Source organism: Chachezhania sediminis (assembly GCF_009765275.1).
Classification (GTDB): Bacteria; Pseudomonadota; Alphaproteobacteria; order Rhodobacterales; family Rhodobacteraceae; genus Chachezhania; species Chachezhania sediminis.
The window spans coordinates 202,994-227,317 of the sequence record NZ_VOPH01000006.1; the positions used below are offsets into that span (position 1 = coordinate 202,994).

Below are 24,324 nucleotides of genomic sequence, written 5' to 3' on the forward strand. Positions count from 1 at the left end.
CAAAATGTGACTGATCGGGCAAAAATGACGATCTAAATTGACTGATCAGGCATTTATTGGCTACAAAAGATGCAGAATGTGACCGCAACGGGCCGTCGGCGGCCGGGATCCCTTGATGAACCAGGACTATGATGCAGCCATCATCGGCGCCGGCGTGGTCGGCTGCGCGATCGCGCGCCGGCTGACGCTGGACGGCGCGCGGGTCGTGGTGCTGGAAAAGGGCGCCGACATCCTGGACGGCGCGTCCAAGGCCAACAGCGCCATCCTGCACACCGGCTTCGACGCGCCCGAAGGATCGCTGGAACTGGCCTGCGTGCAGGAAGGATACCGCGAATACGAGGCGCTGCATGCACAGATGAACCTGCCGCTGGACCGTTGCGGCGCGCTGGTTCTGGCCTGGACGGACGAGCAGGAGGCGCGCCTGCCCGCCCTGATCGCCCAGGCGCAGGCCAACGCGGTGACCGACGTGGAGCTGTTGTCCCGCGACCGGGTCCTGACGCTGGAGCCGAACCTGAACCCCGCCTTGCGTGCCGGGTTCCGGGTGCCCCGCGAAAGCCTGATCGACCCGTGGTCGGCGCCCCACGGTTACCTTCTGCAGGCGCTGCTGAACGGGGCAGAGTTGCGGCGGTCCTGCGAGGTGACGGGCGGCAGCTTCGACGGGTCGCAATGGACGCTGACGACCTCGCAGGGGCCGGTCAGCGCCGGCCGAGTGGTGAACGCCGCCGGCAACTACGGCGATCTGATCGACAAGATGCTGCTGGGCCGGACCGATTTCCGCATTCGTCCCCGCAAGGGGCAGTTCCTGGTCTATGACAAGACCGCCGCCGCGCTGGCCCGGCACATCCTGCTGCCAGTCCCGACCGACAAGACCAAGGGCATCGTCGTCTGCCGCACCATCTGGGGCAACCTGCTGGTCGGCCCCACGGCCGAGGATCAGGACGACCGTGTCACCGCCAGCCTGGAAGAAGCGACGCTTCGGATGCTGGAACAGAAGGGGGCAGAGATCCTGCCGGCGCTTGCGGGCGAGGAGATCACGACGATCTATGCGGGCCTGCGCCCTGCCTGCGAATTCAAGGACTACCAGATCCGCGAACACGCGGAGAACATGATCACCGTCGGCGCGATCCGGTCCACGGGGCTGAGCGCGGCGCTTGGCATCGCGGCCCATGTCGGGCGCATGATCGGCGCCACCGCGCCCTTGGCCAGCCCGGCAGTCCCCCGGATGGCCATGCTGGCCGAGGAACGGACACGCGACTGGCAACTTGCGGGCAACGAAGGGATGCTGTGTCACTGCGAACGTGTGACCTTGCGAGAGGCCAAGGCCGCCCTGACCGGCCCGCTGGCCCCGCATAGCTTTGCCGGTTTCAAGCGGCGGACGCGCGCGGCGATGGGCCGGTGCCAGGGCTTCTATTGTGGCCAGGCGGTGCAGGGCCTGCTGGACAAGGCGGGTGCGGACCGTGGCTGATGTCGATGTCATCATCGTCGGTGCGGGCCCTGCGGGCCTGTCGGCGGCAACCGAGCTGAAGCGCCTGGGCGTGGCCCGCGTGCTGGTCCTGGATCGCGAAGCCGCCGCCGGCGGCATTCCCCGCCACTGCCTGCATTCCCCCTATGGCATGCGCGAATGGCACCGCGTGATGTTCGGCCCCGCCTATGCGCGCCGCCTGACCGATGAAGCGCAGGCCGCGGGGGCAGAGATCCGTTGCCGCACCACGGTCACCGCCCTGCGTCCGGGGGGAAAGGTCGAGGTATCCACGCCCGACGGCCTGCAGGTCCTGCAGGGCCGCGCGGTCCTTCTGGCCACCGGCGCGCGGGAAACGTCGCGGGCGGCGCGGCTGGTTGGCGGGACGAAGCCCGGCGGGGTCATGAACACCGCGACGCTGCAAGGCTTTGCCGCCTTTGCGGATCATCTGCCGTTCCGACGCCCCGTGATCGTGGGGACGGAGCTTGTATCCTTTTCGGCCATGATCACCTGCCTGACCCATGGCGCGCGGCCCGTGGCGATGATCGACGCAGGCCCGGGCCCCACGGCGCGGGCGATCATGACGCTGGCCCCGCGGATGCTGGGCATTCCCCTGCGCTTCGGCACGAAGATTGCCGCCATCCACGGGCGTTCCCGGGTGGACGGGATCACCGTCGAAGCGCCGGAAGGCCCGCAGGACATCGCCTGCGACGGCGTCGTCTTCACCGGGGGCTTCCGGCCGGAAAACGCGCTGCTGCGAACCTCTGCGCTGCAGGTCGATCCGGGCAGTCTTGGGCCCTCCATCGACCAGTACGGCCGCCTGTCCGACCCGGCCTATTTCGCCGCCGGCAACGTGCTGCACGCCATCGAGACGGCAGGCTGGTGCTGGGACGAAGGCCGCAAGGTCGCCAGAACCATCGACGCCGCCCTGCACGGCGCCCTTCCGCCGCGGGCGGAGGTCGGGATACGGACAGAGGGCGCGGCGATCAAGTATGCCCTGCCGCAGGTGATCAGCCCCGTCGGTGAAACGCCCCCGGCCTTCGACCGGATGCAGCTGCGCCTGACCCGGCCCTACAGCGGGGACGTCGGGATCGGCGGCACGTCCCACCGGATCGATTCCCGTCCCGAACGCCGCATCCTGCTGCCGCTGCCGTTATCGGGGCAGGGCGCATGAAGATCCTGGCCGTCGACCAGAGCACCAGCGCCACCACGGCCTTCGTATTTTCCGCCGACGCGCCCCCGGTCGAGGTCTTCCGCCGTCCGCACCGCCAGATCTTCCCGCAAGAGGGCTGGGTCGAACACGACCCGGCAGAGATCCTGCAGAACATCCGTACTGCCATCGCCGCCGGCAAAACTGCCGGGGCGACGGTCATGGGGCTGGCCAACCAGGGCGAAAGCTGCCTGGCTTGGGATACGGAGACCAAGCAGCCCCTGACCCCGATCATCGTCTGGCAGGACAACCGCACGGCCGATACCTGCCGTGCGCTTGCCGCAATGGGACACGAAGCGCTGGTGCTGGACCGAAGCCGGTTGCGCCTGTCGCCCTATTTCTCGGCCACGAAACTGGCGTGGTGCTATCGCAACGTCCCCGATGCCACGGCCCTCCTGGCCGCCGGGCGCCTGCGGCTGGGCACGACCGACGCCTTCTTCCGCGATGCCCTGACCGGACGGTGCGAAACGGATGTGGCCACGGCCTCGCGCACCTCGCTGATGAACCTTCAGACCTGCGCGTGGGATGCGGAACTGTGCGACATCTTCGGTGTGCCGATGGCGGCCCTGCCGCCCATTGGCGACTGCAACGGGGACATGGGAACCGTGGACGGCCTGACGCTGGCCAGCAGCATCGTCGACCAGCAGGCGGCCCTTTATGGCCACGGGATCCGCAATCCCGGCGGAACCAAGATCACCGTGGGCACGGGGGCGTTCGTCCTGACCCTGACGGGCGGTGAGGTGCCGGCGTCAGGTCATGCGACGGTTCCTTCGGTCGCGTGGCGCCGGAAGGGAGAGCCCGTGCAGTACGTCGTCGAAGGCGGGGTCTTCACTGCCTCGGCCGCGCTGAATTGGGCGAAGGACCTGCGTCTGATCGACGATTTTTCCGATATCGCGACCTTTCTGGAACCCGCGATGATCGACCGGGGGCTGGCCTTTGTCCCGGCATTGTCGGGCCTGGGCTGCCCGCACTGGAATGATGCGGCGCGGGGCGGGTGGCTGGGGCTGGGCCTGTCCCATGGCCGGGCCGAGCTGGTGCAGGCGGTCTGCGAAGGCGTGGCCTTGCGGCTGGCCGAGGTGGTGGGCGAGATCGGGCAAGGCTGTGACGTGGCCGATCCGGTCCATGTCGATGGCGGAATGACCCGCAGCCCGGGCTTCTGCCAGTTCCTGGCGGAGGTTCTGGACAAGCCGCTGCGCCTGTCGGCTTTCGATGAACGCACCAGTCTGGGCACCGCGGGTCTGGCCGCCGATGCGCTGGGGACGGACCTGAAAGCGGTGGAGCCGGGCCGCGACATGATCCCGGCCCGGGACCGTCGCGAAAGCCTGCAGGCCTTCCGCCATGCCGTCCGTCTGGTCGAAAGCTGGGCCGGAATGCGGGACTGACGCCGGACCTGCGTTCCGACGGCTGAACGCCCTGCATCAGGGACGGATTTCGGCACGGCCAAGGCCACGACCCCGGGGCGACCGCCGCCGTATTGCCGGGCGGGGGGCAGGCCCCGTGCCGGGATCCGATTGCAAGGTTTGCGCAGAATTGGTCTGAATTCATCTGTGGACCGGGAAATCGGGAAGTTCCTAATAATCCGGATGTAGGTCCGCCGGGTTTCCGGACGTTCGTCGTGCCCGGCACCGCAGAAGGACACCGGTCGCGTTGCGGCATGATCGGACAGACCCCGGAGGAAAGCCCATGTCGATCCGCCCCGAACGGAGCGCCGCGCGCGTCCCCACCGCCCTGCCGACCCGCCCCCGGATCGGCACGCTGTGCGGATCGACCTCGGTCTTGGCGATCGCACTGGCGGTTCCGGCCCTTCTGGTCGGATCCAACGCCCGGGCGCAGAACATCTACAGTTGCCCGACCCCGACGGAAATCTTCACTGGCCTCGTCTACTACGAAGGCAGCTGCACGGTGCCGGAGAGCGAAGGCTATACTGGCGCCAGGGCCGATTTCACCCTTGGCCTGCCGGCTGAATACACGGTCACCAACGGCGCATCGTTGACCGGGACCGCGCCGAACCAGACAACGGGCCTTTACGTCTACTTCCAGGGCACGAACGGCAGCAGCGACGGAAACAGCTTCGGTCAGGCCGGCGCTGAGGTGACGGTCACCAATACCGGAAACATCCACCTGGAGGGCGGCAGCAGCGCGTCGGAAAATGGCGCGGCGGCCCTGATCGACGTGCAGTCCAAGGGCGGCACCGGCGTGAACGGCAGCCGCTATGACAACGGTGGCAACGGCGGCGGCGGCGGGCCGGTGACGGTCACCAACAGCGGCTATATCCAGATCGACGGGTCCGTCGGCGCCTCCCTGCCGGGCGAGGCGGTCTTCGGCATCCGCGCCCGCAGCCTGGGCTCGGACGGGGGCGACCAGGGCGACGCCAATGTCGGCGATCAGAACGGCGGGGCCGGGGGGGCCGGTGGCGACGTGACCGTTACCAACGAGGCCGCGATCGCCATCGGCGCGTCGAACTCGCTTTATGCCGCCAAGGGCAATGCGCTGGCGATCACGGCGCAAAGCTATGGCGCGACGGGCGGCAACAACAATGGCGCTGGCGGGACGGGCGGCACGATCACGGTTACCAATACCGATGACATCAGCGTTTATGTCGACGTGGAATCCGGCATGACGGGCTTCGTGTCCGGCATCAACGCGCGCAGCATCGGCGGCGACGGGATCTTGTCCCAGGACAATTCCAATAACGGTGGCGCCGGGGCCAATGCCAACACCATCACCATCACCCATACTGGCACGCTGACCATCGGCGGCGATATCGAGGCTGCGAACCTGACCGAAGCCGGCGACTATTCCGCGGGGATCTACGCCATTTCGCAGGGCGGCGTCGGCGGCCAGGGCAATACCAAGAGCAACGGCGGCGTCGGTGGCAGCGCCTCGGTCGACAGCACGACCACGGTGACGCTGGACGGCAGCGCGGCCGCGTCGGTGATCAACGTGTCGGGCGACACCGTGATGGGTGTCCTGGTGCGGAACCTGGGCGGGAATGGCGGTGCAGGCGACGGCGACAAGTCCGATTACGGCGGCGCGGGCGGCCATGGCAATGCCATCAAGGTCTCGATGATTGGCGATGCCTCGATCACCACGGATGGCGAGGCGGCCTATGGCGTGGTCGGGCAGTCGGTAGGCGGTATCGGCGGCGGCAATGCCGACCAGGCCGGAGCCGGTGGCACGGGCGGTGCCGTGACCTTCGACGCGGATGCCGGCACCTCGATCAAAACGACGGGCGATTTCGCCGGCGGTGTCACGCTGCACACGGTCGGTGGCGGCGGCGGCGTGGGTGCCGATTTCACCCGCGTCCTGGCCGGGGCCCAGGGCGGGGACGGCGGCAATGGCGGCAATGCCGGTGCGGCCGAGATCACGTCGGGCGCGACGGTGATCACCAGCGGGAAATATGCGCACGGTCTGCTTGGCCAGTCGGTGGGCGGCGGTGGCGGGGCCGGGGGCATCGGCACCTCGCTGACCGTGGCCCTGGGTGGCAATGGCGGCGAAGGCGGCGCCGGCGGCAACATCACCATCAACCATACCGGTGTCGTAAACACCTCGGGCTATGGCGCGATGGGCATCGTGGCCCAGACGCTGTCGGGCGGCGGCGGTGCGGCGGGCATGTCGGGCGGCATCCTGTCGGTCGGCGGCGATGCGGGCAGTGCCAGCAACAACAGCGGTAGCGCCAACGTGAACCTGGACGGTGACGTGATCACCGAAGGCGATGCCGCGACCGGTGTCCTGGCGCAGTCGATCGGCGGTGGCGGGGGATCTGCCGCCGGATCGGCCGGCGTCATCGCGATCGGCGGCAGCGGCTCGGCCGGGGGCGGCGCGGGCGTGGTCGACGTCTACCAGGTCGGCGGTCTGATCCAGACGTCCGGCACCCATGCCCCCGGCATCCAGGCGCAGTCCATCGGTGGCGGTGGCGGATCCGGCGGCGATGTCATCGACGCCTCGGTCGGGCTGGGCGTGGGCGTGGGCGGCACCAGCTCCTCTGGCGGCAATGGCAACGCGGTCTGCATCGCGAACAATTACGAGAATTGCGGGGCAGGCCCGACCGACAGCAGCAACGCGCCCACGGGGACCAGCCTGCCCATCGTCGCGACCGAGGGCGACCATTCCATCGGGATCCTGGCCCAGTCCGTCGGCGGCGGCGGCGGGTCGGGCGGCAGCGCGTCCGGCGCCAGTGCGGGCGAGATCATCAACATGCAGGTCGGGGGCAGCGCCTCCACCGGTGGCAGTTCCGGCTATGTCGACGTCTCCTATGTCGGGCTGACGGCCATGACCGCGGGCGACAATGCCCACGGGATCGTGGCGCAATCCATCGGCGGCGGCGGCGGCACCGGGGGCGACGCTTCTTCGGTCGGCGTCCTGGACATCGTGCCGCTGCAGGTCGGGGGCTCCGGCGGGTCGGGCGGCTTTGCCGCGGGCGTGATGGTGGACCTGTCGACTAGTTCGGTCACGACCACGGGCGCGCAGTCGGCCGGGATCGTGGCCCAGTCCATCGGCGGCGGCGGCGGCACAGGCGGATCGGCGTCGGGCTTCGATGCCAGTGCGGGCCTGGCCATGGACGTGGCGGTGGGCGCCAATGGCGGGTCGGGCGGCAATGGCGGTTTCACCAACGGCGCGGGCGACGACAGCGTGACCGAGGTCACCCTGACCGACAGCACGGTCCTGACCGGGTTCAACACGGACCAGACCCCGAACTATGACGCCACCACCAGCTTTGGCCTTCTGGTCCAGTCGGTCGGTGGTGGCGGCGGCATGGGCGGGTCGTCCTCGGCCCGGGCGATTGCCGTGGCGGTCCCGGATTTCGAAGGCCAGTCCTTTGCCTTCACGGCCACCGCATCGGTCGGTGGGTCCGGCGGGGCCGCGGGCGCGGGCTATGACGCCAAGGCCACGCTGAACGGTACGTCGATGGTCGCGACCGGCGGCGACGGGTCCCACGGGATCGTCGTGCAGTCCATCGCCCACGGCGGTGGCACGGGCGGCGATGCTTCCGCTATGGGTGGAACCATCGGCGACATGGATACGGTGTCGGCCACGGTCAACGCGGCCATCGGCAACAGCGGCGGTGCCGGCGGCACGTCGCGCGATGTCACGGTGGAAATCAACGACACCGCCCGGGTGGCGACCATGGGCGATCATGCGAATGCCATCGTGGCGCAGTCGATTTCCGGCGGCGGCGGCGACGGCGGCATGGGCAGCACCAGCCACAACCAGATCGGCGGCGGCTTCAACCTGACCGCGGGCCTGGGTCTGGGCGGCACCGGCGGCAGCGGTGGGACTACCGGCGCGGTCGCCGTCTATACCGAAGGGAGCACAACGCTGACCACCACCGGATCGGGGTCGCGCGGTATCGTCGCGCAGGCCATCGGCGGCGGCGGCGGCACCGGACAGGGCGGCACGGTCGGCCTGACGGCCAGCGATTCCACCGCAGGCGGCGGCGATGACGGCGAGGACTTGGCCGACGATCCGGATGACAGCGGTGATGATGATGACGACGGCCTGTCGGCCAAGGTCACCGTCGGCGTGGGTTCTACCCCGGGGGCCGGTTCGGTCGGCGGCAACGTGACGGTCGGGGCCGATGGCGACATCATCACCTCGGGCGACGATGCGGACGGGATCCTGGCCCAGTCCATCGGCGGGTCGGGCGGCCTGGCGGGGTCGGTCGGCAATGACGCCGGCGATCACGACAGCAGCTTCGGCGGCGATGACGAGGATACCGGATACGAGCTGACGGCGACCATCGGTGGCGCCGGGGGCCAGGGCAGCAACGGCGCCACGGTCAACCTGTCCTTCACCGGCAGCACCATCACCACGCGGGGCGACTATGCCGACGGGATCATCGGCCAGTCCATCGGCGGCGGCGGCGGGGCTGGCGGCACCTCGACCGCCGACGGCAGCGAGGCCGAGGCCTCGATCACGCTGGGTGTTGGCGGTCAGGGGGGGCAGGGCGGCAATGGCGGCGCCGTTGCCGGCTACTTCGCGACAAACACGGTCCAGACCGGAGGCTATGCGGCCCATGGCGTGCTGCTCCAGTCGATCGGCGGCGGCGGCGGCCAGGGCGGTGACGGGTCGGAACAATCGGCCGGCCATATCACCGTCGGCGCGGCCGTGGGCGGCGCCAGCGGCGACGGCGGCAATGGCGGCACGGTCACCTTCGGGTCCGACACGCAGGGCGTTGTCGCGATGCCCATGATCCAGACGCTGGGCAAGGATGCCTATGGCCTTCTGGCGCAGTCCATCGGCGGCGGCGGGGGCATCGGCGGGGCAGGTACGGCCGAAACCGACGATGGCGACCTGTCGCTGGAGGTCACCGTGGGTGGCAGCGGCGGCGCCTCGGGCAACGGGGGGGCGGTCGCCGTCGACACGGCCGGCACCTGGACGACCGACGGCGACCGCGCCTTTGCCATGGTGGCGCAGTCCATCGGTGGCGGGGGCGGGATCGGCGGTGCGTCCGATGCCGACAACATTTCCAGCATCACGCTGGGCGGGCGCGGCGGCAATGGCGGCAATGGCGGCCAGGTCGACGTGACGGTGGAAGAAGGCATCGTCGTGGCGACCACCGGCGCCGGAAGCCATGCCATCGTCGCGCAGTCGATCGGCGGCGGCGGCGGCATCGCGGGCGATGCCTCGGGCGTGCTTCTGGGCAGCGTCTTCGACCCGATCAGCGACGGATCCAATGGCAGTGGGGGCGAGGTCACGGTCACGATGAACGGTGGGTCGGTCACCACGACGGGCGCCAATGCCTACGGGATCCTGGCGCAGTCCATCGGTGGCGGCGGCGGCATCGCGGGCACCGCGGACGGGGTGACCATTGGGTCCTTCGGAACGGGAACTTCGGGGTCGGGCAACGTGACCGTGACCCAGATCAGCAGGATCAGCGCGACCGGCGAAGGGTCCATAGGGATCTTTGCCCAAAGCGACAGCGGTGGTAGCGACGGCATCGTCAAGGTCCAGGTCAATGGCCATGTGACGGGCGGCTACGGCGCCGGTGCCTACGGTGTGATGGTCGCGGGGGACAATACCTCGAACGTGCTCATGGTCGGCAGCAACGGGGAACTCGTCGGCGGGTACACCGGGGCCAATCTGGGCGCCGAGTCGAACGCCGCGTCGGCGGATGCAGGGGCGAATACGCCGGGTACTGGGGCCGTGTCCTATCGCGGCGACGGGCGGCTTCTGGTCGACAACCGTGGAACGGTCACCGGCGACATCCGGCGCGAGGACAAGAAGACGGGCCTGGGCGTCGCGGGCGATCCGGCGATCCGGGTTCGCAACCGCGGGACGGGAACGCTGGCCGCGGCGCTGAACTACGACGCGGACATCGTCAACGAGGGCCGCGTGATCCTGGGCTTCGGCACGGGGTCCAGCACGGTGCGCGTGCGGGGCGACTATGACCAGCGTTCCGGAGGAGAAACCACGCTGGCCGCCGATTTCAACCTGGGCCGGGCCGATGCGCTGAAGATCGACGGCACCGCCACCCTGGCGGGCCGGCTGACGATCGAACCGCTGACCGCGATCAAGGGGCGGCGGATCTCGATCCTGTCGGCCGATGGCGGGATCGTGGGCGGTTTCGACAGAGTGTCCTCGTCGCTGTTTTCATTCGAGCACGGGGCGAGTGCCGGTGGTTACACCATCACCATGGCGGGGCAGAGCTTTGCCGATCCCGGACGCGGGCTGGACTCGCAGCAGTCCGGCGTCGCGGGTTATCTGGGCCAGCTTTACGATCTGGGCGACACGGGCATGGCGGCGGCCTTCGGGGCGCTGGATACGGCCGCGTCGAACGGGACCTATACGCAGACCCTGACGGGGCTGACCCCGGGGGCCGCGCTGGCGGGCGAAGCCGCGACCTTCCAGCTGGCGCAGGACCGTCTGGCGACGCTTCTGAACTGCACCGTCACGCGGACCGCCGTCAGCAACGGGCAGACCTGTCTTCAGATGCTGGGGTCGGGCCGCTGGATCGACCAGTCTGGCGGATCGAACGGCGCGGGTTATGACGGGCATGCCTACACGATCGGCCTGGCGGGCGAGATCGCCAGCGAAAGCGGCTGGCGCTTCGGCGGCATGGCCGGATACGAGAACAGCAGCTATTCCGGGCAGGGCACCTCGACCACCACGGCGAAGGGCGGCACGGCTTTCGTGGGCCTCTCGGCCTCGCGCGACTACGGGGCGATGACCTTGTCGGGCGCTGCGGTCTACAGCCAGGGCCGCTTTGACACGGCCCGCACGCCGGGCCTGACGGCGGGCACGGCGCAGGCCACGGCCAGCCATGACGTATCGAGCCTGGCCGCCCGGATCCAGGCCAGCTGGCGGCGCGACTACGGCGTGTCCTATGTGCTGCCGTCGGTGGCGCTGGACGTGATCGACACCCGGTCGGACGGCTATACCGAAACCGGCGCGGGCAACCTGTCGCTGGACGTCGCCGGATCGGACGAGACGGCGGTGATCCTGACCCCGGCGGTGGAGCTGGGCCGGATCTTCGCGCTGAACGGGGGCCAGCAGATGCGGCTTTACGGCCGGGCGGGCGTGAGCCTGTCGTCCATCGACCAATACACCACCACGGCCGCCTTTGTCGGCGCCAATCCGGGGGCCACGCCGTTCCTCAGCGCCATCGCGGTGCCGGAAACGGTCGGGCTGGTCTCGGCCGGGGTGCAGATCTTGGGGACCGAGGCGTTCGAGATGGACCTGCGCTATGACGGCGCCTTCGGCGACGGGCTGAAAAGCCAGCAGGCCAGCCTGAACCTGACCTTCCGGTTCTGATCGCGAGGCCGCGCCGGGCGGGTGTCACCCCGCCGCAGCCATTGTGGATCCGAACGGCGGGGCAGACCCCGCCCTACCGGATGCTGACCGGCGCGGTGAAGGTATAGCCCACGCCATAGACCGACCGGATCGGCGCCTCGCGCCCGGTGCCGTCGCCGATCTTGCGCCTGAGGCGGCTGACCACCGCATCGAGGTGGCGGTTGTCGAACTGCACCTTGGGCCGGGCCAGCCGCGCCACCAGATCCTCGCGGCGCGAGACGTCCTCGGTCGAGGTGCAGAGCGCGTTGAGGAAGGCGAATTCCGTGGCCGTCAGCTTCAGCGCCTGCCGGTCAGGGTCGAACAGCAGCCATCCCCGGCTGTCCAGGATCCAGACCGGTTCCTCGATCGCGGCCGCCGGCATCGTGGCGGCCGGCGGGGTTTCGCCCGTCCGGCGCAGCAGGCTGCGGACGCAGGCCTCGATTTCCCGCAGGGGCGTGTCCTTGACCAGATAGACATCGGCGCCGCTGTCGAAGCCGCGGATCCGGTTTTCCGTCCCTTCCAGGCCCGTCAGCATGACGATGCCGCAGGAATGGCTGGCCCGGATCTCGGTCGCCAGGTCGAAGCCGTTGTCGTCGGGCAGGCCCACGTCCAGGATCAGCACCCGCGGCGGGGCCTCGCCCGCCATTTCCTGCCGCAGTTCGGCGGCGCTGCCCACGCCGGTCGCGTTCAGCCCGGTCAGGCACAGGAAATCTACGATGTCCATGCGCAGGCGGTCCTCGTCCTCGACGACCAGTATCGGGCTTAGGGACATGCGGTGGCCTTTCGGTCTTCGGGCAGGGCGTCGATGGGTAGCGGCAGCCGGATTTCCGCCAGTGTCCCCCCTTCGGGCAGGGGTTCAAGGACCAGTTCGCCGTCGTGGTAGGCGACCAGCCGCCGGGCCGCGTAAAGGCCCATGCCGGTGCCGGTCCCGGGTTTGGTGTTCGACGCCCGGAAGTAGCGCCGGCCGACCAGCGCGCGGTCGGCTTCGGGAATGCCGATCCCCCGGTCCGCCACACGGATCGCAACATGGTCGCCCCGGGCCGCCACGGTCAGGGTCACGGGGCTGTCCTCGGGCGAGTATTTCAGGGCGTTGTCGACCAGATTGATGATGGCGGTCAGCAGCATGTCGGAATCGGCCACGATGAAACCGCGCCTTTCGCGCAGGTCGACATTCAGCCGATGGCCGCCCACGGTCATGTCGAAATGCAGCATCACGTCGGCCATCAGGTTCGACAGGGGCAGCGGTTCTGGGTGAAAGGCGCCTTCGCGGTCGCCGGCCAGAAAGCGGTCGATCAGCGACGACAGCCGGTCCAGCGCCTGACCGATGGCCGACAGCCTTTCGCGCGCCGCCGGGTCGATTCCGTGGCCGGTCAGAACGATCATCTCGGCCGCGTTGCGGATCGTCGCCAGGGGGGTGCGGAATTCATGGCTGACGAAACGGGTGAAATCCGACTGTTCCTCGCGCAGCAGCTTTTCCGCTTCCAGGCTGGCGCTCAGCTTGCGTTCCAGGCGCTTGCGTTCCTCGACCTCCTGCCGCAGGGCGGCGTTGTTGGCCTGAAGGTCCGCGGACAGGCGCCAGCTGACCATCAGGATCAGGCTGGCGAAAAGCCCGGTCAGGAAGATGTTGCCCTGCATCAGGAACCAGGCGTTGCGGTCGCCCAGCGTGGCCAGCCCGTCGATCCGGAGAGGAAGCCCCAGCCCCTGCACGACCGATACGATGGCCGCGATCATGTAGAAGCACAGGACCCCGATGGTGACCCCGCGCATCAGCCGCGGCACGCTGCCGTCGCGCAGCAGGGCCAGGCTCATCAGCGACATCATCACCACGGTGAAGACGGCCGAGGCCAGCAAGCGCGGGTACAGGTCCCCCGGTGCGGTCGCCACCGCGGCGCCCCAGCCGGCCATGACCAGGGCCAGCAGCCCAAGCATCAGCCGGGCGCGCCGCGGTTGGCCCAGAAAGCGGGCCAGCCCGGCGGCGATCAGGACCAGGCCCAGCTTGACCAGGACGTTGTCGACGGTGATCCACCAGATCGCGGGCTCCGCGCCGCGCAGCATCATCATGCACAGGCCCGCCGAGATGATGGCAAAGCCCCCCGCGAAGTACTTCAGCGCATCCATCCGGCGCCAGGCCAGCCAGAACAGCAGCCAGGTGATCGCCTCCAGCCCGGCGCCGGCCACGCCCAGGGCGAAGATCGTCCGCAGGTCCAGCATCTGGGTCATGGCGTCACCGCCCGGGGCCCCGGGTCTGGCTTGCGTCTCGCCTCACGTCGGTCCCCCGTTCATGCAATGGCCTCGTTTCGTCGTCGATCATACTGTCCGGCGTGGCAGGTTCCAACGGGCATGGCGGCCTTTGCCGGGGGGCCGCACCCGATCCTGAAACCTGTCTCGCGGGTCCGGCGCCCCGGGTCGCGCGGTCTCTTGGCCAGAGGGTCTTGTTGGCATATATTGCCATGAACCGATGGAGGCCCGCGATGACCACCCGCAATGTCGTGCTGACCGGAGAGCAGGACGAGCTGTTGAAGCAGCTTGTCGCCTCTGGCCGCTACCAGAACGCCAGCGAGGCGATGCGCGCCGGCCTGCGTCTGCTGGAACAGGAAGAGGCGCGGTTCCGCGATCTGGGTGCCCGCCTGACGGCCGGGCTGGAGGAAGCCCGCGCCGGTGAACGTGCGCCGGGCAGCGGAGCCGACGCGGTGCGCGCGGCCTTTGCCGAGGCGCGGCGGCGCCACGGCGCGGGATGAAACCCTGGCGACTGACGCCGCGTGCGCAGGACAGTCTGGTCGATATCGCGCTCTGGACCATCCAGACCTTCGGGCCGGCACAGGCCGAGGCCTACGAGGCCGAGGTGCTGGACCGGTGTCAGGCGGTGGCGGCGGGCCATGCCCTGTTGCGCGACTGTTCGGTCTTCGTGGGCGAGGCCGGGGCCCTGTCCTATGCCCGCGCGGGGGAACATTTCCTGATCGTGCACGAGATGGCGGACGAGATCGTGATCGTCGACATCCTGCATTCCCGTAGCGACCTGCCACGCCGGATCGCAGCCCTGCACGCGATGCGGCAGGCCTGAGATCGGGTCACAGCCGGGAAACGGGGGCCTGTTGCTGCACCCCGCCCGAAGCTGGCAGATCATCAAGTCCAGACCTGTGCCGCGCCCCCGGGCGGGCTTGTCGGCTTGCGCCCGTCCATGCGGTTTCCGGATCGTATCCGAATATAATAGTTCTTGCTTGTAACTAATTTTCGGTCTCTTGTGGCGGCAGGAGGAATCACCATGCAGGATCGGCACAAGGCCGCAGTGCGGGCGACGTCGGCGGACATGTCCGAAGGCGGCGCTGACACCGACGACATCATGCGCAGCTTCATCGGCTACAGCCTGAAACGGGCCTATCTGGTGGTGCACCGGGTCGCGCAGGGCGCGTTGCAGCCCTTCGATCTGAAGATCCGCTCGTTCTCGGCCCTGTCGCTGATCGTCGGCCGGCCCGGCATCACGCTGACCGAACTGGCAGAGGTGCTGCAGGTCGAACGGTCGAACCTCGTTCTGATCATGGACGAACTGGAACAGCGGGACCTGATCGCCCGTGTGCGCGATCCAAAGGACCGGCGCCGCTATTCGCTGCATGCCACGATCCGCGGGCGGCGCCTGCTGGAAAAGGCATCCGCCGCCACGTCCGCCGAAGAAGGCCGGCTGACCGCCAACCTGACCGATGACGAACTGGACACGCTGCTGAAGCTGCTGCGCAAGCTGGAAACCGGCGCCTAGGGCTGAGATCCGTCGCACCAATGCAGGGGCCGACAAGCCCGCTACCGGACGAAGAAGAAGGAACGACCATGTCGAAAGGCATCTATACCGAAGCCTCCTATGACGGCCAGATCGCCGAGCTGGAGATGATCCGCGAGGACAAGCGCAACGCGATGTCCGAAGGGCTGATGAACGAGATCGAGCAGTTCTACATCTCGCTGCCGAAGGAGATCCGCGTCGTGATCCTGCACGGGCGGGGCGGGCACTATTGTTCGGGTCTCGACCTGGCGGAACATGCGGAACGCACGGCCGAGGAGGGCGTCTATCACTCGCGCAACTGGCACCGGGTGATGGACCTGATCCAGTTCGGAGGCCCGGTCACGATCAGTGCCATGACCGGTGCGGTGATCGGCGGCGGGCTGGAACTGGCGACCGCGACCCATGTGCGGATCGCCGAACCGTCGGTGATCTTCCAGCTGCCCGAAGGCCGCCGCGGCATCTTCGTGGGCGGGGGAGCGACGGTGCGGGTGGGCCGCATCCTGGGAGCCGACCGCATGACCGAGATGATGCTGACGGGGCGCAAGTACAACGCCGAACAGGGCGAACGGCTGGGTCTGGCGCATTACGCCGTGGGCGAGGGCGAGGCGCTGCCGATGGCCCGGGACCTTGCCCGCAAGATCGCGGCCAACGCGCCCATGTCCAATTACTTCATGGTCCAGGCCCTGGCCCGGATCGAGGACATGTCGAAGGCCGACGGGCTTTTCACCGAAAGCCTGGCTGCCTCGCTGGTCCAGACCACGCCCGACGCCAAGGAAGGGCTTCATGCCTTCCTTGAGAAACGACAGCCCAAGTTCCGCTGACAGAGATGACAGAAATGGAGGGAGGAGCCATGATCGCCGATACCGTCGCACCCGTGCCCGAAGCAGCACCGGCGGACCCTACTGCCCGTGCAGACTGGGCGCGCCGCCACACGCTGACGCGCTATGCGCCCCACAAGGTGATCCGCGAGGATCGCGCCGACGGCACGATCCTGCTGCGTTCGGGCTACGACCTGCCCGAACCCGTCGCCAACACCGGCGTCTGGCTGCACAAGTGGGCCGAACGGGAACCTTACCGTGTGGCGCTGTCGGAACGGCCCCAGGAAGGCCCCGGCTGGCGCAACGTGACCTATCTGGAACTGTTGCAGCAGGTCCGCGCCATAGGCTCCGCCCTTCTGGCCCGCGGGCTGGGGCAGGGCGACACCATCGCCATGCTGTCCGGCAACGGGCTGGACCACCTGCTTCTGTCCCTGGCCGCGCAATATGTCGGCGTGCCGGTCGTGCCGCTGGCGGAACAGTATTCCCTGATCCCCGAGGCCCATGGCCGCCTGATCTATGTCCTGGACAAGGTGAAGCCGAAACTGGCCTTCGTCGATGATGCGACCCGCTATGCCCCGGCCATCGCGCTGCCGGAACTGGCAGGGGTGGAGGTGGTGGCGGCCCGGGGTACGGCGGACCGGCCGTTGACCATGATGGCCGAACTGCTGGAAGGGGCCGACACGGATGTCGACGCGGCCCATGCGGCGGTGGGGCCGGATACGCTGGCCAAGATCCTGTTCACCTCGGGCTCGTCCTCGGACCCGAAGGGCGTGCTGACCACCCACCGCATGATGTGCGTGAACCAGGCGCAGATGGGCGTGGCGCTGCCGTTCCTGTCGGACCACGCGCCCAGGATCACCGACTGGCTGCCCTGGAACCACGTCTTCGGCGGCAGCCATAACGTGAACATGATGCTGTGCCATGGCGGCACGCTGACCATCGACAGCGGCAAGCCCACGGGCCCCGCCTTCAAGACCACGCTGAAGAACCGGTCCGACCGTCCCGGCACGCTGGCTTTCAACGTGCCGGTGGGCTGGAACATGCTGGTCGAGGCGATCAAGGACGATCCCGCCCTGCAGCGCCACCTGTTCAAGGACCAGCAGCTGCTGTTCTATGCCGGCGCCTCGCTGCCGCAGGACGTGTGGGAGGCGCTGGAGCAGATCTGCTTCGAAGCCCGCGGCGGGCTGCCCATGATGATTTCGTCCTGGGGTCTGACCGAAACCGCGCCGGCCTGCCTGATGGTCCACGAACCCATCGGCCGTTCGGGCGTGATCGGCGTGCCGCTGCCCGGGGTCGAGGTGAAGCTGATCCCGGACGAGGACATGCGCTGCGAGGTCCGGGTGAAGGGTCCGAACGTCATGACCGGTTACTTCGGCGATCCGCAGAAGACGGCCGAAGCCTTCGACGACGAAGGGTATTTCATCACCGGGGACGCCGTGCGTTTCGTGGACCCCGCGGATGCCGATCGCGGCCTGGTCTTCGATGGCCGCGTGTCCGAGGATTTCAAGCTGGACACCGGCACCTGGGTCCAGGCGGGGAATCTTAGGATGACCGCCCTGAAGGACCTGAAGGGCCTGGCGCAGGACGTGGTGATCTGTGGCCACGACCGGGGCGAGGTCGGTCTGTTCATCTTCCCGCCGGCGGGCACCGTGGGCGACAACGTCACCCGCGGCGCCGTCACCGATCCCGACCTGATGACCCGGATCGAACTACGCCTGCGCGAGATGAACGCCCATGTCACTGGATCCGCCAAGCGGATCACGCGGGCCATGGTGCTGGCGGAACCGCCTTCGCTGGAACATCACGAGATCACCGACAAGGGCTCGCTGAACATCAAGAAGATCCTGACCCGACGGGCCGACCTGCTGGAACGGCTCTACGACAACGAAGACCCGGCGCTGATCCGCGTCTGAAGGAGGCTGCAATGGTCGATTTTACCAAGGTCCGCGCGATCGACATCCACACCCATGCCGAAGAACCCTGCGGTTGCCATGCCGATGACGGCTATGACGAACTGCAGACGACGATGGCCAAGTACTTCGGCGCGCCCTGGTCGCACCCGCCCACGATCGAGGCAACGGCGGCGCATTATCGCGAACAGAACATCGCCGCGGTCATCTTCCCGGTCGATGCGGAACGCGAGACGGGCTATCGCCGCTATTCCAACGACGAGGTCCTGGCCGAGGTCGCGAAACACGACGACGTCCTGATCCCGTTTGCCTCCATCGATCCGTGGAAGGGAAAGATGGCCGTGCGCGAGGCGCGCCGCCTGATCGAGGAGCACGGCGTCAAGGGCTTCAAGTTCCATCCCACGATGCAGGGCTTCTACCCGAACGACCGGATGGCTTATCCATTCTACGAGGTGCTGGCTGAACATGGCTGCGTCGGCCTTTTCCACACCGGCCAGACTGGCGTGGGATCGGGCATGCGGGCCGGCAACGGAATGCGGCTGAAATATTCGAACCCGATGTACCTGGACGACGTGGCGGTGGATTTCCCCGACATGAACATCATCGCGGCGCATCCCAGCTTTCCCTGGCAGGAAGAGGCGCTGTCGGTCGCCCAGCACAAGCCCAATGTCTATATCGACCTGTCGGGCTGGTCGCCGAAGTACTTCCCGCCGATCCTGGTGCGCTATGCCAACACGATGCTGAAGAAGAAGATGCTCTTCGGGTCCGACTGGCCGATGATCGCGCCGGAAAAATGGCTGGACGCCTTCGACAAGGCCGAGTTCCGGGATGAGGTCAAGCCACTGATCCTGAAGGAAAACGCAATGCGGCTGCTGGGCGTGTCATGACCGCATTCCGTGCCCCTGTCGACGATATCCTGTTTTCCCTGCGCTACGTGGCGCGGGCCGACCGCCTGCCCGACTGGGACGACGACCTGGCGGCCGAGATCATCGGCCACTTCGCGTCCTTCGCCGAAGGCCGGCTGGCGCCGCTGGACGCGGTGGGCGACGTGCAGGGGTGCCGGCTTGAAGACGGTCGGGTGCGGATGCCGGACGGTTTCGGCGCGGTCTACAGGGAACTGGCCGAACAGGGCTGGCAGGGCCTGACCATCCCCGAAGAACACGGTGGCCAGGGCCTTGGCGCCGCCGTGCAGGCCGGCGTGTCCGAAATCTTTTCGGGGGCCAACCATTCGCTGCAGATGATCTGTTCGTTGGTGCCGGGTGCGGCAGGGGTGATCCGCCGCTTCGGCACCGACGCGCAGAAGGTGGCACTGCTGCCGCCGCTGGCCTCTGGCCAGTGGGTGTCGACCATGGCGCTGACCGAACCCGGCGCGGGATCGGATCTGTCGGCGATCCGCACGAAGGCAGTGCCCGACGGCGACCTGTGGCGGATCAGCGGCGAGAAGATCTTCATCTCCGGCGGCGATCAGGACATGAGCGAGGGGATCCTGCACCTTGTCCTGGCCCGGACAGGCGATGCGGCCTCCGGCGTGCGGGGCCTGTCCCTTTTCGTTTGCCTGTCGCATCTGCCGGATGGGTCGCGGAACAGTGTCAGCGTCGCCCGGATCGAAGAGAAGATGGGCCTTCACGCCTCGCCCACCTGCCAGCTGGTCTTCGACGGCGCCCGGGCGCAGCTGATCGGTGAGGAAGGCGGCGGGCTGAAGGCGATGTTCACGATGATGAACCACGCACGGCTGGACGTGTCGCTTCAGGGCGTGGCCCATGCGGCGCGGGCGGCCGATCTGGCCCGGACCTATGCAGCCGAACGCAGCCAGGGCCGGGACGTTGCCGGGCAGCCCGTCACCATCGACCGCCACGCCGACGTGGCGCGGATGATCGACACCTGCGACCGGCTGGCGCGCGGCGCCCGGGCGCTGTGCCATATCACGCTGGTGGCCGAGGCGCTGGGGACGGACCGCGATTTCGTCGATTTCATGACCCCGGTCTGCAAGTACTTCTGCACCGATGCGGGGATCCGGGCGGCCGACCTCGCCATCCAGGTGATGGGGGGCTATGGCTACCTGCGGGAATACGGAGCCGAACAGAACTGGCGCGATGCCCGGATCTGCGCGATCTACGAAGGCACCAACGGGATTCATGCCCGCACCACCGTTACCCGCGGGCTGACCGCCAATGGCGGCGCCGGGGCAAGGGCCTTCGTGGCCTTCCTGAACGACAGCGGGCCGGAGCTGCAGGAGGCCGCGGTCGATTGGGGCGCCGCCGCCCGCATGGTGGCCGAAGCCGGGGATCCGTCGGATCACGCCCACGATTTCATGGAACTGACCTGCAACCTGGCCTTCCGCGCCGCGCTGGTGCGCCTTCACGCGGCCGAGGCCGCGCTGGCCGGTGCCGGCGCCGAACGGATGTCGGCCGCGGGAGTTTGACAAACGCAAATGCCCGGCCGGGGGGAGAAGCCGGCCGGGCATCGCGTCACGCCGGGGCGCTTACTGCAGCAGCCAGCTGTTCCAGCGTTCGCGCAACTCGTCCCGGTGCGCGCCGATCCAGGCGAAGTCGGGATCTACCAATTGTTCGTAGTTGGCCGGGTAGGTGGCATAGAGCTTCTGCTCGTCCTCCGGCAGCTGGCTGAGCCCGATGGTCGACGACGTGGCATACCCCACGGTCCGGATGAAGCCCGGATGGCCGTCGGCCTTGCCATAGAAGAAGTTCAGGAACTTCAGTGCGCCGTCGAGATCGGGGGCGTCCTTCATCACGGCAAAGTACCCGGTGTCGCGGATCGCGCCGTCCCAGGCCATGGCGAACGGGCGGCCTTCCTGCACGACCTTCAGAGCCCGGCCGGAATAGGCCATGGCCAGCGCTACCTCGTCATCGCGCAGGATCTGCTGCACCTGGTTGCCGGTCTTCCACCAGACGTCGATATGGGGCTTGATCTCGTCCAGCTTGGCATAGGCGCGGTCCAGGTCCAGCGGGAACAGGTCTGCCTTCGGAACGCCATCGGCCAGCAGGGCCACGACCGGCAGCCACCAGTCGCGGTCGCCGGTATCGGGCAGGCCGCGCGGGCCGGGATAGGCCTCGACATCCCAGAAATCGGCCCAGGTCGTGGGCGGATTGTCCCCGAAGAGGTCGGTATTGTAGGTCAGCACCATGCCGCCGGTGGTCCGCGCCAGGCCCTTGGGCTGGCAGGCGCCGGGCAGGGCGTATTCCTTGACGTTCGCCATCTCGTCGCAGGGGATGGTCAGCAGGATGTCGGCCTTGTCGACAAGGTCCGGGCCCGTGGCGGTGACGATGTCGAATTCCATATTGCCGGTGCGCGCCATGCCTTCGGCCCGGGCCCACTGGTCGGGGACCTCGATGTCGAAGGGGATGACCTCGATCCCGGTTTCCTCTGCGAAGGGCGTATAAAAGTACTCTTCCATGGTGTTGCGCATCTGGCCGCCGGTGGTGGCGATGACGATCTCGTCCGCATGGGCGGCCGTGATGGTCGTGGTGGCCATGGCGAGCGCAAGCACGCCCCCGGCCGGACGAAGGAATGTTCGAAGATTCATTGCGGGTCTCCTGTTGATTGCTCTGTTGTCGTTTTCCGTCTTGAAGGCCGCGCGCGTCAGGACCTGCGCCGCGCCTCCACCCGCCGCAGCAGACCTGCCGCGACAAGAACAAGGACTGCCATCGCGGTCAGCAGCACCGCGATGGCGGGAATGGTGGGCGTCAGGCTTTGTTCGATATTGTCGAACATCATCCGGGGCAGGGTCTTCTGCCGGATGCCGGCCAGGAAGAAGGTGATCACCGGTTCGTCGAAGGACAGGATAAAGGCGAAAAGGCCCCCCGACAGCACGTTGGGCAGGATCAGCGGCAGCGTCACCAGCCGGAAGGCCGAAAAGCGGCTGGCGCCGCAGCTCATCGCCGCGTCTTCCAGCGTCGGGTCGACTGCGCTCATCGCCGCGGCGATGGTGAAGACGGCGAAGGGCATGGCGATGACCGAATGGGCCATGACATAGCCCGCGACGGTATTGGCCAGCCCGGTCCGCTGGAAGAAAAGGTAAAGCGCCACGGCCAGCGCGATATGCGGCACCACGATCGGCATGATCAGAAAGCCCTGGAACAGTGCGCCCAGCCGCCCGGCGCCCCGGACCAGCGCATAGGTCGCGGCGGTGGCGATGGCGGCGGTGATCACCGCCGTCAGGGCCGCGATCTTCAGCGAAAAGCCGGTGGCCTTCATCCAGCGGGAATTGCCGAAGTAGTCCCCGAACCAGTGCAGGGTGAAGCCTTGGGGCGGGAAAGTCAGATAATCGGTGTCGCTGAAGGCCATCGGCAGGATGATCAGGATCGGCAGGATCAGGAAGGCCAGGATCAGCGCCACATAGGCGTTCATCAGCAGCTTGGCCGGATCGAGTGCGGGTTTCACAGCTGGCCCCCCATCATGCGGTCGAAGCGGAAGACCTTGGAAAAGGCCAGGGTGATTGCGGTGACGAAGACGGTCAGCACGCCCACCAGCGCCGCGGCAAAGGGCCAGTCCAGGAACTCGCGCAGCTGCTGCGAGATCAGGGTGGCAATCATCTGTTCCTTGGGCGAACCCAGCAGGGCGGGGGTGATGAAGTACCCAAGTGCCGTCAGGAAGACGAGGATCGCGCCGCCCATGACGCCTGGCAGGGCCAGGGGAAAGGTCACCTCGAAAAAGCGCCGGATCGGGCCTGCACCGCAGATCGCGGCCGCGCGGCCGTAATCGGGCGGGATGTTCCGAAGCGCGCCATAGATCGGCAGCACCATGAAGGGCATCAGCACATGGGTCATCGCGATCACGACGGCCCCTTCGGTATAAAGAAGGCGCACGGGTTCAGATGTCAGCCCGACCCATTGCAGCAGCCCGTTCACGATGCCGTTGCGTTGCAGCAGCACCGACCAGGCCGCGGTGCGCACAAGAACAGAGGACCAGAAGGGCAGAAGCACGCAGGCCGTCAGCAGAAGCGCCATCGCGCCCCGGGCCTGTGCCATCGCCATGGCCAGGGGAAAGGCCAGAAGCAGCGAACAGACCGTCACCACGACCGCGATCCACAGGGTGCGCATCAGGACGGTGGCGTAAAGCGGATTCTCGACGATCTTGGCATAGTTGCCCAGGCCCGGCTGCGGTTCGGTGACCGACAGCGACAGCAGGCTGAGGATCGGATAGAGGAACGCGAAGACGATCAGCATGAAGAACGGCGCCATCAGAAGTGCCACGACAGGCGGCGGCAGGTGACGCCCGCGCCAGGCGAAGAACCCGGCCATCACGCGGCCCCCCCGGCATAGACCAGCATCGCGTCCGGCGGACAGACCAGCGCGATGGCGGTGCCGCCCGCGATGTCCCGCGATCCGGCAGACGGCACGCGCGCGCGGATTTCCGTCCCGTCGGGCATGGCGGCGATGATCAGCGTGTCGGCCCCGGCATAGACGACCTCGCGGACCGTGGCGGGCAGGGCGCCCGGCGTGCCCGCCGGTGCCAGCGCCAGCCGTTCGGGCCGGAAGGCCAGAAGGGCCGCGCCCGGGGCCACCGGTTGGGGGAAGGCCTGCGGCGGCGGCACCAGACTGTCCCCCGAGGCAAGCGTTATCGTCGCGCCGTCCCATTGGCCGGGGATCAGGTTCATCTCTCCCACGAAGCTGGCGGCAAACAGATTGGCGGGGCGTTCGTACAGCTCGCGCGACGGCGACAGCTGCTGGATCTTCCCGTCCCGCAGGACCGCGACCCGGTCGGCCATGGTCAGCGCCTCGCCCTGGTCGTGGGTCACGAAAACGATGGTGATGCCCAGTTCCGAATGCAGCCGCTTGATTTCCAGCTGCATCTCCTCGCGCAGGTTCTTGTCCAGCGCGGACAGCGGTTCGTCCATCAGCAGAAGCTTGGGTTCGTAGACAATGGCGCGGGCCAGGGCGACGCGCTGCTGCTGGCCGCCCGACAGCTGTTTCGGGCTTCGGTCGCCGTAACCGCCCAGCCGGACAACTTCCAGCGCCGCATCGGCCCGGCGGCGGCGTTCGGCGGCCCCGATTCCGCGCATCTTCAGCGGAAAGGCCACGTTGTCGCGCACGTTCATGTGGGGGAACAGGGAATAGTGCTGGAACACCATGCCGATATCCCGCTTCTGCGGCGGCAGGCGGGTGCAGTCGCGCCCGTCGATCAGGATCTCTCCGCCCGTGGGCAGCTCGAATCCGGCCAGCATCATCAGGACGGTGGTCTTGCCCGACCCCGACGGGCCGAGCAGCGCCACGAACTCACCGCTTTCGATGTCCATCGAAACGTCGGTGACCGCTGTCACGGATCCATAGGACTTGCCCAGCCCCCGTATCGATACACGCGCGCCTGTGGCCGAGTCCGAGGTCCGTGCGGGTGAGGCTGCTTCTGCAATCATCAATCGGTCCGTTGAT

The 24,324-nt window shown here is 68.0% G+C and carries 17 protein-coding genes; 11 read left to right on the forward strand and 6 right to left on the reverse strand.

What is annotated here, in order from left to right; genetic code table 11:
• Window positions 1-115 precede the first annotated feature (115 nt).
• The 4 genes from FQK05_RS18430 (at window position 116) to FQK05_RS18445 (ending at window position 11,423) form a co-directional block, all read left to right on the forward strand.
• Entirely contained in the window at window positions 116-1,465 is a 1,350-nt protein-coding gene (locus FQK05_RS18430) for an NAD(P)/FAD-dependent oxidoreductase (protein WP_158969605.1), read from the forward strand.
• Window positions 1,458-2,633 carry an NAD(P)/FAD-dependent oxidoreductase gene (locus tag FQK05_RS18435; protein WP_158969607.1) on the forward strand — a complete coding sequence of 392 codons (1,176 nt, stop codon included), beginning with the start codon at window positions 1,458-1,460 and terminating at the stop codon, window positions 2,631-2,633. Before FQK05_RS18430 ends, FQK05_RS18435 begins: the two co-directional genes overlap by 8 nt.
• Window positions 2,630-4,051, forward strand: a complete 1,422-nt coding sequence (locus tag FQK05_RS18440) for an FGGY family carbohydrate kinase (RefSeq protein ID WP_158969609.1) — start codon at window positions 2,630-2,632, stop codon at window positions 4,049-4,051. The genes FQK05_RS18435 and FQK05_RS18440 overlap by 4 nt, the downstream gene beginning before the upstream one ends.
• 301 nt (window positions 4,052-4,352) lie before the next feature.
• The gene (locus FQK05_RS18445; protein ID WP_158969611.1) at window positions 4,353-11,423 is read left to right on the forward strand and encodes an autotransporter outer membrane beta-barrel domain-containing protein; all 7,071 of its coding nucleotides are present in this window, start codon (window positions 4,353-4,355) and stop codon (window positions 11,421-11,423) included.
• 73 nt (window positions 11,424-11,496) lie between these two features.
• On the opposite strand, the gene FQK05_RS18450 is transcribed toward FQK05_RS18445, so the two are convergent.
• Window positions 11,497-12,213 (reverse strand): response regulator transcription factor, encoded by a 717-nt coding sequence (locus FQK05_RS18450; protein WP_158969613.1) that lies wholly within the window; start codon window positions 12,211-12,213, stop codon window positions 11,497-11,499.
• Window positions 12,204-13,661, reverse strand: coding sequence for a sensor histidine kinase (locus tag FQK05_RS18455; RefSeq protein WP_158969615.1), 1,458 nt, complete (start codon window positions 13,659-13,661; stop codon window positions 12,204-12,206). The genes FQK05_RS18450 and FQK05_RS18455 overlap by 10 nt, the downstream gene beginning before the upstream one ends.
• A gap of 251 nt (window positions 13,662-13,912) precedes the next feature.
• Here FQK05_RS18455 and FQK05_RS18460 point away from each other — a divergent pair, with 251 nt between their 5' ends.
• The 7 genes from FQK05_RS18460 to FQK05_RS18490 all read left to right on the forward strand — a co-directional run bounded on the left by FQK05_RS18460 (window position 13,913) and on the right by FQK05_RS18490 (window position 20,360).
• A complete protein-coding gene (locus FQK05_RS18460) occupies window positions 13,913-14,179 on the forward strand; it encodes a type II toxin-antitoxin system ParD family antitoxin (RefSeq protein WP_158969617.1) in 267 nt (88 codons plus the stop codon).
• On the forward strand, window positions 14,176-14,502 hold the full coding sequence (locus FQK05_RS18465; protein WP_158969619.1) for a type II toxin-antitoxin system RelE/ParE family toxin: 327 nt from the start codon (window positions 14,176-14,178) through the stop codon (window positions 14,500-14,502). The genes FQK05_RS18460 and FQK05_RS18465 overlap by 4 nt, the downstream gene beginning before the upstream one ends.
• A gap of 201 nt (window positions 14,503-14,703) precedes the next feature.
• Window positions 14,704-15,192 (forward strand): MarR family winged helix-turn-helix transcriptional regulator, encoded by a 489-nt coding sequence (locus FQK05_RS18470; protein ID WP_233270569.1) that lies wholly within the window; start codon window positions 14,704-14,706, stop codon window positions 15,190-15,192.
• Window positions 15,193-15,260: 68 nt separating this feature from the next.
• Window positions 15,261-16,031 carry a crotonase/enoyl-CoA hydratase family protein gene (locus FQK05_RS18475; protein WP_158969621.1) on the forward strand — a complete coding sequence of 257 codons (771 nt, stop codon included), beginning with the start codon at window positions 15,261-15,263 and terminating at the stop codon, window positions 16,029-16,031.
• 29 nt (window positions 16,032-16,060) lie between these two features.
• A complete protein-coding gene (locus FQK05_RS18480) occupies window positions 16,061-17,941 on the forward strand; it encodes a feruloyl-CoA synthase (RefSeq protein ID WP_158969623.1) in 1,881 nt (626 codons plus the stop codon).
• 11 nt (window positions 17,942-17,952) lie between these two features.
• Window positions 17,953-18,825, forward strand: a complete 873-nt coding sequence (locus FQK05_RS18485) for an amidohydrolase family protein (RefSeq protein WP_158969625.1) — start codon at window positions 17,953-17,955, stop codon at window positions 18,823-18,825.
• The gene (locus tag FQK05_RS18490; protein ID WP_158969627.1) at window positions 18,822-20,360 is read left to right on the forward strand and encodes an acyl-CoA dehydrogenase family protein; all 1,539 of its coding nucleotides are present in this window, start codon (window positions 18,822-18,824) and stop codon (window positions 20,358-20,360) included. The genes FQK05_RS18485 and FQK05_RS18490 overlap by 4 nt, the downstream gene beginning before the upstream one ends.
• Before the next feature lie 60 nt (window positions 20,361-20,420).
• Here the strand turns inward: FQK05_RS18490 and FQK05_RS18495 are convergent, their stop codons facing one another.
• The 4 genes from FQK05_RS18495 to FQK05_RS18510 are packed head-to-tail and all read right to left on the reverse strand — an operon-like array spanning window position 20,421 to window position 24,308.
• Window positions 20,421-21,479 carry an extracellular solute-binding protein gene (locus FQK05_RS18495; RefSeq protein ID WP_158969629.1) on the reverse strand — a complete coding sequence of 353 codons (1,059 nt, stop codon included), beginning with the start codon at window positions 21,477-21,479 and terminating at the stop codon, window positions 20,421-20,423.
• 56 nt (window positions 21,480-21,535) lie between these two features.
• Window positions 21,536-22,336, reverse strand: coding sequence for an ABC transporter permease (locus FQK05_RS18500; protein WP_199252706.1), 801 nt, complete (start codon window positions 22,334-22,336; stop codon window positions 21,536-21,538).
• On the reverse strand, window positions 22,333-23,196 hold the full coding sequence (locus tag FQK05_RS18505) for an ABC transporter permease (RefSeq protein WP_158969631.1): 864 nt from the start codon (window positions 23,194-23,196) through the stop codon (window positions 22,333-22,335). Before FQK05_RS18505 ends, FQK05_RS18500 begins: the two co-directional genes overlap by 4 nt.
• Window positions 23,196-24,308 (reverse strand): ABC transporter ATP-binding protein, encoded by a 1,113-nt coding sequence (locus FQK05_RS18510; protein WP_158969633.1) that lies wholly within the window; start codon window positions 24,306-24,308, stop codon window positions 23,196-23,198. The genes FQK05_RS18505 and FQK05_RS18510 overlap by 1 nt, the downstream gene beginning before the upstream one ends.
• Window positions 24,309-24,324 lie beyond the last annotated feature (16 nt).